The sequence below is a fragment of the Azospirillum sp. TSO35-2 genome, assembly GCF_003116095.1.
Taxonomy (GTDB): domain Bacteria; phylum Pseudomonadota; class Alphaproteobacteria; order Azospirillales; family Azospirillaceae; genus Azospirillum.
This window is the reverse complement of sequence record NZ_LGRA01000021.1, coordinates 489,203-503,592: the sequence shown is the minus strand read 5'-3', so window position 1 is coordinate 503,592 and position 14,390 is coordinate 489,203. Positions and strand designations below refer to the sequence as shown.

General features: G+C 67.3%; 12 protein-coding genes and 1 tRNA gene. 8 read left to right on the top strand and 5 right to left on the bottom strand.

Features of this window, described 5'->3' with window-relative positions; translation table 11 throughout:
• Positions 1-548 precede the first annotated feature (548 nt).
• Entirely contained in the window at positions 549-1,922 is a 1,374-nt protein-coding gene (locus TSO352_RS18480; RefSeq protein WP_158284548.1) for an IS1595 family transposase, read from the bottom strand.
• A gap of 629 nt (positions 1,923-2,551) precedes the next feature.
• Between TSO352_RS18480 and TSO352_RS18475 the strand changes: the two genes are divergently transcribed.
• Together TSO352_RS18475 and TSO352_RS18470 are read left to right on the top strand one after the other, a co-directional pair.
• Entirely contained in the window at positions 2,552-3,220 is a 669-nt protein-coding gene (locus TSO352_RS18475; protein ID WP_109108757.1) for a recombinase family protein, read from the top strand.
• Between the two features lie 17 nt (positions 3,221-3,237).
• On the top strand, positions 3,238-3,969 hold the full coding sequence (locus tag TSO352_RS18470) for a hypothetical protein (RefSeq protein WP_146210772.1): 732 nt from the start codon (positions 3,238-3,240) through the stop codon (positions 3,967-3,969).
• Between the two features lie 632 nt (positions 3,970-4,601).
• On the opposite strand, the gene TSO352_RS18465 is transcribed toward TSO352_RS18470, so the two are convergent.
• Together TSO352_RS18465 and TSO352_RS18460 are read right to left on the bottom strand one after the other, a co-directional pair.
• A tRNA-Ser gene (locus tag TSO352_RS18465) sits at positions 4,602-4,692 on the bottom strand.
• A gap of 70 nt (positions 4,693-4,762) precedes the next feature.
• Positions 4,763-5,605 (bottom strand): alpha/beta hydrolase, encoded by an 843-nt coding sequence (locus TSO352_RS18460; RefSeq protein ID WP_109108755.1) that lies wholly within the window; start codon positions 5,603-5,605, stop codon positions 4,763-4,765.
• Positions 5,606-5,722: 117 nt separating this feature from the next.
• On the opposite strand from TSO352_RS18460, the gene TSO352_RS18455 reads away from it, so the two are divergent.
• Both TSO352_RS18455 and TSO352_RS18450 read left to right on the top strand, forming a co-directional pair.
• Positions 5,723-6,970, top strand: a complete 1,248-nt coding sequence (locus tag TSO352_RS18455) for a glycosyltransferase family 4 protein (RefSeq protein WP_109108754.1) — start codon at positions 5,723-5,725, stop codon at positions 6,968-6,970.
• A gap of 68 nt (positions 6,971-7,038) precedes the next feature.
• Positions 7,039-7,914 (top strand): TIGR01459 family HAD-type hydrolase, encoded by an 876-nt coding sequence (locus tag TSO352_RS18450; RefSeq protein ID WP_109108753.1) that lies wholly within the window; start codon positions 7,039-7,041, stop codon positions 7,912-7,914.
• Between the two features lie 31 nt (positions 7,915-7,945).
• Here TSO352_RS18450 and TSO352_RS18445 read toward each other — a convergent pair whose 3' ends face one another.
• Complete coding sequence (locus tag TSO352_RS18445) at positions 7,946-8,266, bottom strand: ribbon-helix-helix domain-containing protein (RefSeq protein WP_109108752.1); 321 nt, start codon at positions 8,264-8,266, stop codon at positions 7,946-7,948.
• 332 nt (positions 8,267-8,598) lie between these two features.
• On the opposite strand from TSO352_RS18445, the gene TSO352_RS18440 reads away from it, so the two are divergent.
• From TSO352_RS18440 to TSO352_RS18425, 4 genes are all read left to right on the top strand, one after another.
• Positions 8,599-9,792, top strand: a complete 1,194-nt coding sequence (locus TSO352_RS18440) for a hypothetical protein (RefSeq protein WP_109108751.1) — start codon at positions 8,599-8,601, stop codon at positions 9,790-9,792.
• Positions 9,793-9,809: 17 nt separating this feature from the next.
• Positions 9,810-10,856: an SH3 domain-containing protein gene (locus TSO352_RS18435; RefSeq protein WP_247872239.1), complete on the top strand. Its 1,047-nt coding sequence runs from the start codon at positions 9,810-9,812 to the stop codon at positions 10,854-10,856.
• Positions 10,857-11,120: 264 nt separating this feature from the next.
• Complete coding sequence (locus TSO352_RS18430) at positions 11,121-11,387, top strand: hypothetical protein (RefSeq protein ID WP_109108749.1); 267 nt, start codon at positions 11,121-11,123, stop codon at positions 11,385-11,387.
• Between the two features lie 136 nt (positions 11,388-11,523).
• On the top strand, positions 11,524-12,750 hold the full coding sequence (locus TSO352_RS18425; RefSeq protein ID WP_109108748.1) for a TIGR03862 family flavoprotein: 1,227 nt from the start codon (positions 11,524-11,526) through the stop codon (positions 12,748-12,750).
• A 250-nt stretch (positions 12,751-13,000) separates the two neighbouring features.
• Here the strand turns inward: TSO352_RS18425 and ahcY are convergent, their stop codons facing one another.
• Positions 13,001-14,299, bottom strand: coding sequence for an adenosylhomocysteinase (gene ahcY, locus TSO352_RS18420; RefSeq protein ID WP_109108747.1), 1,299 nt, complete (start codon positions 14,297-14,299; stop codon positions 13,001-13,003).
• Positions 14,300-14,390: the final 91 nt, after the last annotated feature.

Genomic DNA, 14,390 nt, shown 5'->3' with positions numbered 1-14,390 from the left:
TGATTAAGAGGACGCATAATAGCCGGATTATACCTTATCAGCTTCTGCGCCCCTTCCCTTTCGACAAGACGCGACACGAAAGAGGATTTCCCTCCTTGAACTAGGAATAAACTTCTGGCCGCTTTTTCGTAGAATTCGTCCCACAGCACAAAACTTTCATAAATTATAGTTCTTGCATCACGGGGGATTGGGCACACTAATAGAATGTATTTCGCGGGTCTGGGGCGCAAAACAAAATCTGTATGCATCGGAAACGCCTCTTTCCCGTAACGGGAAGAAAGAGTATTTGGCCGAGCAGCCTCCTGAGACCTAGGATACAAATACCTAGCCTCTGAAATACAGCATCCAACTGCTCTGGAAATATTTTTTCGTAGCTATATGACAGACACAGGTTTGAAAGCGGATTGTTGACTACACACCCCCATATGTAGTGGGTAAGTGAGATCATGAAGAGCCGGTTGGCAATCGGCGCTGAAGGAGTCGACAACTTTTAGGTAGGCCAGACGGACCTCGGGCGCGACTGGCCACTGGCCGTCGGCGCGGCGGCGTCAGAAGAGGCCGTCTATCTCTTCGTCTGTGAAATCCGGCGGCGGGCGGCCGGGCGGCAGCGGTCGAAACGGCGGAGACGTCGCCCGAAGCCGGACGGGGGCGGGCAGAGGGCGAGAGCCCCTCGAAGAAATTCCGGCGGGACGGTCCTTCCGGGGGAGGTCATGTCCAGCGCCGTTCTTCTCTTTCGCCCGAGCCAGCATCAGGGCCCGCGACGGCGCTGGGGGATCTTCCGCCCGAAGTGGCGGGGGCCAGAACAGGCCGCCCTTCGCCGACCAGCGGACCTGCCGGCCGAACGCCCGCGGCATCAACGTCATCAACTGGAGAACGAACGGTTCGGCCTGAACTTCGCCCTGTGAATGTCCTTCAGCGGTCGTCAGGGTTCCGGACGAAGCCGCGCTCCACAGCCAGGCGGCTTCGTCGAGATACCGACTCATGTGAACGCGGCTAAACCTATGGTAGACGCCGAAACGGCTGCGTTCGAGAAGAGCCGAAAAGCCCTCGGCGTGATTGACGTGAACGTTTCGCTCGTCGTCCCGCAACTTTCCATTGCGACGCCGTCTACGCGGAGGCTTTCCGTCCTTCCGTTCGACCCGGGCGTACTCTTCGGCTCCGTGATTGACGCTGGAGTGTCCTTCGAAGTCCTGTCCAACGACGGCGAGGGCCTTGTCCCCGTCGGTCATCAGGTGCGCTTCTGGCTTCACAACCGCCTTGATGGCTGGCGCCAACTCGGCAGCCGACTCACCGGAAACGACACTGGTTCGGACCCGTCCGTCCCGGTCGGCCATAACCAGAACGATCGACTTGTCCGACCCCTTGCCGCGTGGATTCCACACGTATTTCGTGTAGGCGTCTTTGCGCGGCTCTCCGCCAATCCGCTTCGTGTCGATCTCGACCTCGCCGTCCAGAACCGGCTCGGCCTCGTGCCGATGGTCGAGAAGTTCACGGATGGCGTGTGCCATCTTCCAGGCCGTTGGCTGAGTCACGCCGAGATGGCGGGCCAGGACGACGGACGAGACGCCCTTGCTGCTGCTGAGTAGGTAGAAGAGCGCCTTTATCCACTTCAGCAGGGGGAGTTTCGTCCCGTGAAGCGGGGTGTGAGTCGTCGCGGAGAACTGCGCGGCACAATCCCCGCACTCGAAAAGGCCAACGCGCGGGGCGCGGGCTTCGCCGCCGCGGGTCGTCTTGACCGGGCGGAAACGGTAGACGCGAACGGAGCCGCAGTGCGGACAGAACGGTTGGTCGGGCCAGACGAGGGCTTCCAGAAAGGCGCGGGCCTGGACGTCGTCTGTGAAACGATGCGTCAGCTCGTCGGCATCAGTGTGGATACTGAGGTCGAAGTCCCGGCAGATTTTGTAAAAGCGTTCGTTGTCCACGACCGACCTCCGCGAGGCCGGCATTCTACCGAAAGGCGCACCGGATTTGAATCAATATCTAGTGGCATAGGCGGGGGGAGGCGTTTTAGCGCTAAGCCATTGTTTCTAAAGCATTGCTGCGCCAGCACCTGTGTCTGTCATATAGCTACGAAATCAAATCGTCATCGGAAAAACTTAAACAAGGCATCAACTAGCTGTGCAATGAAGCCCCAATTAGATGCCCTTCTTTTAGCGACTTCAACCTCCGCCATGCTCGTGTAGCCGCGTTTGTAATATTTCGATCTTCTGAAGTCCGCGGCTTGCTGGGCTGGTGTTCTGGGTTTCTTATATCCCGTTTTGCTTGCCATGCTGCGCCCTTTCAATCTCATCGACCATTCCCTATGAGATTACCTCCAAGGAATGTCACCTACAACCGAGCGAGTGAGGCAGCCAGTTATTCCCCTCACCTAGTGCGCTTTGGCTTCCAGCGGGTCGGGGCATCGGGCTGGCGAAGGCCCCTGTTAACGCGAGCCTGCGATTTCCGATTGACCGTAACCCACGGCCTGCCGTACCTTTTTCTCAGGAATTAGGAACAAAAAACACGCCGCAAGCATTGAAAATGCTGGGCGGATTTGTTGGAGAATGCGGCAATGAAGACCCCGGCAATAGCTTATCTTCGGACCAGTTCAGCGGCCAATGTCGGGGGCGACAGCGACCAGCGGCAACGAGAAGCCATTCAGGCTTATGCAGCTCGCAGTGACTTGGAAATCGCAGCCGAGTTTTACGATGCGGCGGTGTCTGGGGCGGACCCCATTGACCAGAGGAAAGGCTTTACGGACCTGCTGGCCTGGGCGACAGAAAGCGGCGTTAAGACGGTGGTAGTGGAAAACGCCAGCCGGTTCGCGCGTGACCTGATTGTGCAGGAAACGGGCTATGCGCTGTTGACCGGACAGGGGTTCACACTCATCGCAGCAGACGATCCCGACGCCTTCACCGGAGACACCCCCACAGCCAAGATGGTTCGGCAAATCCTGGGGGCAGTTGCAGAGTTTGAGAAGGCGAACTTGGTCGCCAAACTGAAAGGGGCACGGGACCGGGCTGCGGCCAGCGCCGGCAAGCGTGTGGAGGGGCGTAAGGGCTACGATGACACCAACCCGGAGCTGGTCCGCGAGGCGAAGCGCCTGAGCCGGAAGAACCCCAAGACGGGGAAGGTGCGGAGTCTTCGGGAAATCGCTGGCGAGCTGGCCGCCCTGGGGCATACGACAGCCACGGGCAAGCCCTTCAGCGCCGCACAGGTCAAGCGGCTGTTGGACTACTGAGCGGGATGAAAATGGCGATGGATGAGGCGGTGAACGAGGCGGTGCGGACTGTGGCGATTGCCGAACTGGTCCGTGACGACGCCCTACAGGTCCGGGCAAAGCTGGATGAGGCGACGATCCGGGCCTATGCCGGGAAATACAAGGCAGGCGTGGACATGGCCCCGGTGAAGGTCGCTGTGGTGGAGGGCGTCCCGCTTGTGGTGGACGGCTGGCACCGGCTGGCCGCGCTGGAAAGCATCGGCAGCCCCATGGCACCGGCAATCGTCATCGAGGGCATCACCAGGGCGGACGCGGAATGGATGGCGGCACAGGCGAATGTGGCCCATGGGTTGCCGCTGAAGGGCAAGGAAGTTAAGAACGTGTTCCGGGCCTACATCCGTGCAAGAAAGCACCTCAAAGGCCGGGGAAAGCTGAAGACGTACCGAGAAATTGCGGAAGAACTTGGCACTGGAACCAGCTTCAACACTGTACGGCGGTGGATGGTGCAGGACTACCCGGACATTGCGAAGCGCATGGGAGGGCCAGAAGACTTCAAGGGCAAGGGCGGTTTGAAAGAAATTGACAGTGAAGCCCACTACCTTGGACTCGCCACGAAGGCTCTTGACCAAGTGGTTGCAGCGGCACGGGGCCTTACCAGCGAGGAAGCACGGGGCGTTCTCATCGCGGAGCTGGAGGCCGCTATCGGTGCCGTGAAAGCCGCTGGACCTTGGGTGCCTCCCCCGCCTTCGGATGGCCTGGATGAGTTTTAATTGATAGTGGAAAATTGGCTGGACCCCTTGGAAACCCTAGAGGCTTTGGCCCTTTCTGTACCAATGGTACATCCACAATCAACGCGGACCATGCTGTAGGCGTTGGTAGCTATAGGCCAATAGCCGTTTCTCGACCGTGTTTGGAGGAATTGGGGCAGGCAGGGCCGATTGATCGGTTGCGATCTGGGGTTCAGCCTGTTGCGTGGACCTTGGACGTCGGAAGCACTGAAAGTTGCACATCGCGCAATGGGCCACCACCTTAATTCCCTACAGAGATTATAGGCAATATAGGCCAGCAATCATTGAACGAAAACGGGCCTACCGCGGTTCGGGAAACAGGAACCCGTTACAGCATCCGGGGCGCATCGCCTCTCAAAAGCCCATAGGCGGCGCTCTGGCGGGATTTGGAAGATGCGAAGCTACCAGGGTAGCGGCGCTGGAAATGGCCGCTCTATCGAGTCTCTAGGGGGCTTTGCGAACACGTCACCGCAGAGGGTCAGATCGGAAGCTCTTACCGTCTGCTGGGGACGAAACGGAGGGGCAAACGTGTGCCCCATCCGTGTACCCTACCGGGTTGTTTTCCTCTGCCAACTTTCCAGAGAAATCAACCGCTTAGCAGGGCTGAAAGTTAGTGGCGGAGGGAGAGGGATTCGAACCCTCGATACGCTTTTGACGTATACACACTTTCCAGGCGTGCGCCTTCAACCACTCGGCCACCCCTCCGCAGAGGCCCGGGTTATAGCCAGCAGGGGCCGGCGATGCAAGCCCCCGATTGCATCCGGGTGACGGTTTTTTACACGCCCTCGGCGGAGGCTGCGGGCACACCCGCGATCTGGTCGACCAGGGCGCCGACGGTGCGGCACAGCAGGGCGATGTCCTGCGGGCGGGACAGGCGGTGGTCGCCGTCCTTCACCAGGGTGACGTGGACGTCGTCGGTGGTCAGCGCTTCGGCGATGCGCAGGCTGAGCTGCCAGGGGACGTCAGGGTCGCGCTGGCCGTGCAGCAAGCGGACGGGGCCGGCGAAGCCGATGGGGCCGCGCAGCAGCAGGTGGTTGCGGCCGTCCTCGATCAGGGCGCGGGTGATCGGCTGCGGTTCCGGGCCGTAGTCCGACGGGCGGTTCCACACGCCGTCTTCCGTGATCCGGCGGCGGACGTCGGCGTCGAAGACATCCCACATCAGGTCTTCGGTGAAGTCAGGGGCCGGGGCGATGCCGACCAGCCCGGCCACCCGCTCCGGCCGCCGCGTTGCCGCCAGCAGCATCATCCAGCCGCCCATCGAGGAGCCGACCAGGATTTGCGGTCCGCGGGTCACCTGGTCCAGCACCGCCAGCGCGTCGTCGGCCCACAAGCCGATGGTGCCGTCGGCGAAACGGCCGCTGGAGGCGCCATGGCCCTGGTAGTCGAACCGGGTGAAGGCCAGGCCGCGCCCGACCGCCCAGCGTTCCAGCGCGATCGCCTTGCCGCCGGTCATGTCGGACATGAAGCCGCCCAGGAACAGGATGCCCGGCGCGGCGGCCGAGTCCGGGGCCGAGCCCTGCCCGGACGCGGCGGCTGGCGTGTGGTGATAGGCTATGGTCGCCGCACCGCGCGTTAGGCTATGGTGCGCGCCGCCCGCGGCGGCTGCGGTTTCGGTCATACGGTCACCCTCGACAACGGACACCGGCTGCAAGGCCCGGCACACCGGCCTCGATGGAGCCTCGGTGGGCCGCTGCCCGCGACCGCTCCGGGCCGCCCCTTGCGAGCAGCCGGCATCATGGATTTCGAACCGCAACTTACCACCGACGACGATCCGCGCAACGCCGCCACTCCGGATGCGCACCCGAACTGGCCGGTGCATTGGCCGGGCGGGCGGGCGCCGACGGTGCTGCAGGTGGTGCCGACCCTGGTCACCGGCGGCGCGGAGCGCGGCTGCATCGACATGGCGCTGGCGTTGGCGGAGGCCGGCGGCACGCCGCTGGTGGCGTCGGAAGGCGGGACGATGGTGCGCGAACTCGACCGCGCCCGCATCACCCACCTGACGCTGCCGCTGGCCTCCAAGAACCCGCTGGTCATCCGCCGCAACGCCCGCCGGCTGGCCGCCATCATCCGCGAGCACAAGGTGGACATCGTCCACGCCCGCTCCCGCGCCCCGGCCTGGAGCGCGTGGCTGGCCTGCCGCGTCACCGGCGCGCGCTATATGACGACCTTCCACGCGCCCTACAATTTCGGCGGCGGTCCGATCGGCGGCCGGCTGAAGCGCTGGTACAATTCGGTGATGGCGCGGGGCGAGCGGGTGATCGCGATTTCCGGCTTCATCCGCGACCATGTGCTGTCCAACTACCCGGTCGATCCGGCGCGGGTGCGCGTCATCCACCGCGGCATCGACCGCAACGTCTTCGCCCCCGACCGGGTCAGCCCGACCCGGCTGGTGACGCTGGCCCGGCAATGGAACCTGCCCGACGACCGCCCGGTCGTGCTGCTGCCCGGCCGCCTGACCCGGTGGAAGGGCCAGACCGTGCTGATCGACGCGTTGGCCAAGCTGGGGCGCAAGGACGTCATCGCCCTGCTGGTCGGCTCCGACCAGGGCCGCACCGGCTACCGGGAGGAGCTGGAAAACCGCATCACCGCCGCCGGGCTGCGCGGCGTGGTGCGGATGACCGACCATTGCAGCGACATGGCGGCGGCCTACCTGTTGTCGACGGTGGTCGTCTCCGCCTCGCGCGAGCCGGAGGCGTTCGGGCGCGTGATCGTGGAGGCGCAGGCGATGGGCAAGCCGGTCATCGTGTCGGCCATCGGCGCCTACCAGGAGACCGTCGTCCCCGGCGAAACCGCCTGGGTGGTGCCGCCCGACGACGCCGACGCGCTGGCCCACGCGCTGGACGAGGCGCTGTCGCTGACCCCGGAGCAGCGCGACGCCATCGGCGCCCGCGCCCAGGCCTTCGTCGCCGACCGCTACACCCGGGACCGCATGTGCGCCGACACGCTGGCGGTGTACGCCGAACTGATGGCTCCCACGCGCTGACAAGACCACCGCCGGCGAGCCCGCCGCCTACCGCCAGCGCCCCTCCTTCCAGCAACCGACCGGACACCATGGCCGACATCCGACAGCTCTCCGGCTTCGCCGACGTCATCGACCGCTACGACGGGTTCATCCTCGACCTGTGGGGCGTGCTGCACGACGGTGAACAGCCCTATCCCGGCGTGCCCGACTGCCTGGACCGCCTGCGCGCCGCCGGCAAGACGCTGTGCCTGCTGTCCAACGCGCCGCGCCGGACCACCGGCGTGATCGAGAAGCTGAACGGCATGGCACTGGGGCGCGAGCGCTACCACCACGTCATGACCTCGGGCGAGGCGACCTACGAGGCGCTGCGCGACCGCGACGACCCCTGGCACGCCGCGCTGGGCCGCCGGCTCTACCACATGGGGCCGGAGCGCGACGTCGATGTCTTTGCCGGGCTGGACTATCAGGTGGTGGCGACCCCGGCCGAGGCCGATTTCGTCGTCAACACCGGCATCGTCACCTTCGGCGAGACGGTGGCCGACTATCAGCCGCAACTGGACGCCTGCCTGGCCGCCGGCCTGCCGATGATCTGCGCCAACCCCGACCTGATCGTCATGGTCGGGCCGATGATGGTGATCTGCGCCGGCACGCTGGCCGCCCACTACGAGGCGATGGGCGGCGACGTACGCCAGCACGGCAAGCCCTACGCCCCCGTCTATGAACGCTGCTTCAAGCTGCTGGGCATTGCCGACAAGAGCCGCATCCTGGCGGTGGGCGACAGCCTGCGCACCGACGTCGCCGGCGCCAACGCCGCCGGCATCGATGTGGCGCTGGTCACCGCCGGCATCCACAAGGAGGAGCTGGGCGCCGCCTGGGGCGAGCGGGTCGACCCGGTCAACCTGCGGGCGCTGGCCGACGCCTCCGGCCACATGCCGACCTACGCGGTGCCCAGCCTGCGCTGGTGACGGGACGCGGTGCGCCCCATGGGAGCGGCCGTCAGTCGTCCAGCGGCACCGCATCGTCCAGGGCCCGGCGCAGCAGGGGCGACGGGCCGTCTTCGGAAAAGCCGCGGTTGCCGATGGCGGTGCGGTAATAGCTGACGATGAAGACGCGGATCGAGGCGGTCAGGTTCGCCTCCCCGCGCCGCTCGTCGATCTGGGTGCAGATTTCATTCAGGGTCAGCCGCTCGCGCTCGCAGATTTCCTTCAGCGAGTCCCAGATGTACGGCTCCATCCGCAGACTCGTGCGGCGACCGCTCACCTTCACGTTGCGGCAGAGCAGCCCCGGCCCTTCCTTACCTCCGCCCGTGCCCGCCATCGGAAATCCTGTTCCCCATACGTTGCGCGTTCCGCCCGCCCATTGCGGGCACATACATCCATTTGTGTGACGATATTGCAAGTGGCGTGTGCCATCCAACGCAATTTCGACCCATGGTCGCGGACCGATGCGACAATCGGGCGCAGACGGGAATCGGCGACGGTCGCGGAGCGAAGGGTTGCCGGGAAATGCTGCTTCCCTTGCCTGCGGCTTCGCTATACCAGTGCCGAAATACCCTCCGGATCCGGCAGAGTTCGGCAGACGAGTTGGCGGACATTCGGCGGACTCGGGCCGACAGGGGCGGTCAGGCGGCAAAAGGGGAAGGATCGGCGATGGTGCGACCGGTGGACGGGCGAATCGCGGCACGCGTCACCGCGGGCTTGGCGGCCGGCTGGATCACGCTCGCCCCGCCCGTGGGGAGCTTGCGGGCCGCCGAACCGGTCACGACCGGATCAGCCGCCACCCCGATCCCCGAGGCCGCGGTCCGCGCCCAGCTCGACCAAGTGATCCCGCCGCCCTGGCGCGTCGAATCGCTGACGGTGGAGGCGCTGCCGGCCCTGCCCGCCGCCGCCGGCGGCAAGGACGCGACGCCGCCCGACGCCCGTGCCGCCGCCCGCGTGACGGCGCGGGTGGTGCTGGGCGCCCCGACCTACCTCGTCGACAGCCGCGAAGGGCCGGTGACCTTCCTGCGCCCCGCCGCCGAAGCCGGGCTGGCCAAGAGCTGGACCGCGACCGCGCTCGCCACCCGCGACGCCGGCGGCTGGGCCGTCAGCCTGACCCCGCAGAACGCGGGCGTGCTGGAGGGCGTCGGCAAGCCCGCCGCCGAACTGCCCGGCCGCACGGTGGTGCTCGGCACGGCGGAGGCGAAGAGCCTGCGCGAGCAGCTCGACCGCGACGCGGCGCAGCGGCTGGCCGACGAGACCGCGCGGCGCCGGCAGGAGGACGAACGGCTGGCCCAGCAGACCGCCGCCGCCAAGGCCGAGGCCGCCCGCGCCGACAGCGAACGCCGCGCCATCGAGGCGCGCATCGCCCAGATCGCCGACCTGCGCGGCAAGCTGACCGGGTCCGACCGCCCGGCCCGCATCGCCGCGTTCGAAGCGGCGCTGGGCGGCAACGAACCGGCGTTGCGCCAGATGGCGATGGAAACGGCGTTGCAGAGCCGCGACGCCGTGCTGGCCAACCTGGCGCTGAAGGACTGGATCGCCCGCCGCCGCGCCGTCCCGGTCCAGCTCTACGCCACCAAGGAGGATCCCAGCTCCGAGACGGTGGTGCGCAACCTGGGGCCGATGACGCTGGAGGTCGAGGGCTTCAACCCGGTCAACGGCGCGCTGGCCGGCAAGCTGGGCGCCCCCGGCTACAGCATCACCCGCTCGTCCAGCATCATCGGCACGCTGGCGCAGACCGAACTGGCGGTGAACGCCTTCGGCTGCGCACTGACCCTGCGGCTGACCGAGCATCAGACGCTCGACGGGCTGCTGCGCTGCCAGACGCTGCCGACGCTGATCGCCCGGGTCACGCTCGACTGATGCGCGCTGGCGGACCCATGGCGACAGGGTGGACCGGCCTCGCGCTGGCGGTGCTGCTGGCGGCCGGAAGCGCCGCCGCCCAGGCGCCGGGCGAGCGTTTCACCCCGGCCGCCGCCCCGATCGTCGCCCTGCCCCGCCTGACCCCGGCCGCCCCACCACCGCCCGGCACGCCGCCGCTGACGCCCGGCGTGGTGTGGGAGCACCCACCGGAGGCGCCCGCCGCGCTCTCGCCGGTCACGCCGCCCGGCCCGCCCGCCGGCCGCACGGCGGCGCCGGTCAAGACACCGGCCAAGACACCGGCGATGACCGCACCACCCGCCGCGGCGGCGAAACCGCCCGAGCCGACATCTCCGCCCCCGCCATCTCCGCCCCCGTCGCCACCAACGGTGACCGCAGCGTCGCCGGCACCCACCGCGCCACCACCGCCGCCGCCGCCAGCGGTGAAGCCGCAGCCGCTCGAGACGGCTCCGGCGCAGGAGGCGCCGAAGGCCGCGGCCAAGGAGACCACCAAGGAACCGGCCAAGGTTCCCCCGGCCCGGCGCACCGTCGTTGCCACCGCCGGCCTCTATCTGCGCGCCACCCCCGACGGCAATGGGCGGGTGCTGGACACGGTGGAGAAGGGCGAGCGGGTGGAGGCGTTCGGGGCGCCGGTGGACGGCTGGCAACGGGTCGGCCGCCAGGGCCGGCCGCTCGGCTACGTGTCGACCGGCCATCTGGCCACGGCACCGGATGCGGAGCCGTCCGCATCGCCCCCCGCCGCCACGTCGGCGCCGAAGCCCGGCCGTTACGCCAAGGCCGATCGGGAAGACCGCGGCTGCGCCCTGCCCGACGACCTGCCGGAGCGGGTGCAGCGCCCCCGCTTGCCGGCCGGCAGCGTCGTCCGCCTGCGCGCCGCCAGCAACCTGCGCGTCGCCCCGGTCTGCGACGCCAAGGTGCTGGACGTGCTGGAGGAAGGCGAGCGGGTCACCGTGCTGGAGGCCGCCGGCTCCTGGTACAGGGTCGGGCGTGGCGGCCGGGCGCTGGGCTATGTCGGCGCCGCCCTGCTGACGCCGGCGAAGCGCTGAACGCCCCCCCCACCGAATGCTCGAACACAAGCGGTACGGAGCTACCCGGAAGGGCCTGTGGCACTCGGCGGGAGGTCCCCGCGAAGGGACTTGTTCGCGGCTGAAAAAGGATTCTACAACAAGGGGGAGGACGAACTTTTGCGGACGACACGGACGCCCGGCGCGCCAGTCTCGTCCGCCGGTTCGACCACCCCCCGCCGGTCCTGCGGCGCCGGTCCGGCCGGGCGGGGGCGCGCAGCACGACCGGGACAAGGATCCACCACGATGTCGACCCAACACAAGCAAGCCATGGATGCGGTCCTTCAGGCCGCCTCGCACGACATCGTCGCCACCCTGCAGGAGCGGGAGATCAACGACCGTCACGGCGAGGAGGCGGATCTCGCCGTTCTCGACGTCGCCATCCTGCACGCCTACCGCGTCTTCATGCGCATCTGCGAGGAGAACGGCCTGGAGGTCGACGCCGGCTATTTCGCCGACCTCGCCGCCGATCTGGCCGAAGAGGTCGCCCAGGACCAGGATTACGAGGACTGAGGACAGGCGCTCACCGGTTGCCGCTCTTGCCCCCTCCCTTCCCATGCTGACAGCCGGGACGGGAGGGGGCGAAACGCCCACACACGCCGAACCATACGGCCGAAAGCCAACAGCCTTGCCCCACCACACCCCTGACGTGGCGATCGTCGGCGCCGGCCCGACCGGGCTGATGGCGGCGGAGATCGCCGCGGCCGCCGGCCTGCGGGTCGCCGTGTTCGACCACACGCCCACGCCAGCGCGCAAGCTGCTGCTGGCCGGGCGCGGCGGGCTGAACCTGACCCATTCCGAACCGCTCGACCGTTTCCTCCCGCGCTATGGCGCGGCGGAGCCGCTGTTCCGCCGGCTGCTCGCCGGATTCTCGCCGGATGACCTGCGCGCCTGGGCTGCCGGCCTCGGCATCGAAACCTTCGTCGGCAGCAGCGGGCGCGTCTTCCCGGTGCAGATGAAGGCCTCCACCCTAGTGCGGGCGTGGCTGCGGCGGCTGGACGGGCTGGGCGTCACGCTGCACAGCCGCCATGATTGGACCGGCTGGGACGCCGCGGGCAACCTGACCCTGCGCCACGGCGACGAGACGGTCACCGTCGCGCCGCGCGCCACCCTGCTGGCGCTGGGCGGGGCGAGCTGGCCGCGCACCGGCTCCGACGGCGGCTGGGTTCCCCGGCTGGAGGCGCTGGGGGTCGGGATCGCCCCGCTGGTGCCGTCGAACATGGGCTTCGAGGTGCCGTGGTCCGATCACCTGCGCGAGCGTTTCGCCGGCCAGCCGGTGAAGAGCGTCGGCCTCTCCGTCATCGACCGGGCCGGCGCCGGCCGTCGCCTGAAGGGCGAGTTCGTCATCACCGACACCGGCATCGAGGGCGGCGCGGTCTACGCGCTGAGCGCCCCCCTACGCGACGCCATCGCCGCCGAGGGCTGGGCGACCCTGACGCTGGACCTGCTGCCGGACATGACCGAGGCCGAGTTGGTCAAGCGCCTGCGCCGCCGCGGCGCCGAATCGCTGTCGACCTTCCTGAAGAAGTCGCTGTCGCTGACCGGCCCGCGCGCCGCCCTGCTGCGCGAGTTCGCCCCCGCCGCCGACCTGACCGACCCGGTGGCGCTGGCCCGCCAGATCAAGGCGCTGTCGGTGGTGCTGACCGGCGTCCGCCCGATCGAGCGCGCCATCTCCAGCGCCGGCGGCGTCCGCCTGTCCGAACTGGACGACGCCCTGATGCTGACCCGCCGCCCCGGCCTGTTCCTGGCCGGCGAAATGCTGGACTGGGAGGCGCCGACCGGCGGCTACCTGCTGCAGGGCTGCTTCGCGATGGGCGTCGCGGCCGGCAAGGGCATGGTGGAGTGGCTGGGGATCAAGACTTCGGAGCCGGACTGAGCTTGGCTTCGATGTCGATTCGGAACACCGGGGCAAGATCTCCACGGATGTCACGGATTTAGACACGGATTTCACGGATTTTTCTTATGGCTTGCCGGAGTGGGTGTTCTTTGGCCGGCGCGGTCTTGCCGGAAAACATCCGTGAAATCCGTGACATCCGTGTCGATCTTGCCCGACATCTCCCGCACTCCCCAAAGAGAAAGGGCCGCCCCACCGGGACGGCCCTTTTTCCAATCAAGCCCACACGCGCTTAGTAGCGGTAGTGGTCCGGCTTGTACGGGCCGGCGGTCGGCACGCTGATGTAGGCGGCCTGCTTGTCGGTCAGGGTGGTCAGCTTGGCGCCGATCTTCTCCAGATGCAGGCGGGCGACCTTCTCGTCCAGGTGCTTCGGCAGCACGTAGACCTTGCGCTCGTAGGCGGCGGCGTTGGTCCACAGCTCGATCTGGGCCAGCACCTGGTTGGTGAAGCTGGCGCTCATCACGAAGCTGGGGTGGCCGGTGGCGCAGCCCAGGTTGACCAGGCGGCCCTGGGCCAGGACGATCAGGCGCTTGCCGTCGGGGAACACGACCTCGTCGACCTGCGGCTTGACCTCTTCCCAGACCAGATTGCGCAGGGCGTCGATCTGGATCTCGCTGTCGAAGTGGCCGATGTTGCAGACGATGGCGCGGTCCTTCATGGCCCGCATGTGGTCGATCGTGATGACGTCGACGTTGCCGGTCGCCGTGACGAAGATGTCGCCCAGCGGCGCCGCCTCGTCCATGGTGATGACCTGATAGCCTTCCATCGCGGCCTGGAGCGCGTTGATCGGGTCGATCTCCGTCACCATGACGCGGGCGCCCTGGGAGCGCAGCGAGGCGGCCGAGCCTTTGCCGACGTCGCCATAGCCGGCGACCACGGCGACCTTGCCGGCGACCATGACGTCGGTGGCGCGCTTGATGCCGTCGACCAGCGACTCGCGGCAGCCATAGAGGTTGTCGAACTTCGACTTGGTGACGCTGTCGTTCACGTTGATGGCCGGGACCTTCAGCGTGCCCTTCTTCATCATCTCATAAAGACGATGGACGCCGGTGGTGGTCTCTTCCGACAGGCCGCGGACGTCGTCCAGCATCGCCGGATACTTGTCGTGCATGATCTGGGTGACGTCGCCGCCATCGTCCAGGATCATGTTCGGGGTCCAGCCGTCCGGGCCGCGCAGCGTCTGCTCGATGCACCACCAGAACTCCTCCTCCGTCTCGCCCTTCCAGGCGAAGACCGGGATGCCGGCGGCGGCGATCGCCGCGGCGGCCTGGTCCTGGGTCGAGAAGATGTTGCAGGAGGACCAGCGCACGGTGGCGCCGAGCGCCGTCAGCGTCTCGATCAGCACGGCGGTCTGGATGGTCATGTGCAGGCAGCCGACGATGCGGGCGCCGGACAGCGGCTTGGAGTCGCCGAACTCCGACCGCAGGGCCATCAGGCCCGGCATCTCGGTCTCGGCGATCGTGATCTCCTTGCGGCCCCAATTGGCGAGGCTGATGTCCTTGACCTTGTAGTCGGTGAATTCGGCGGCCATGAGCGGGTGACTCCTGAAGACAGGTGGTGATTCGGGCCGACCGGAACCCCGGCCTTGCCGCTGTGGAATTGGCCAAGGGTGTATCAGCGGC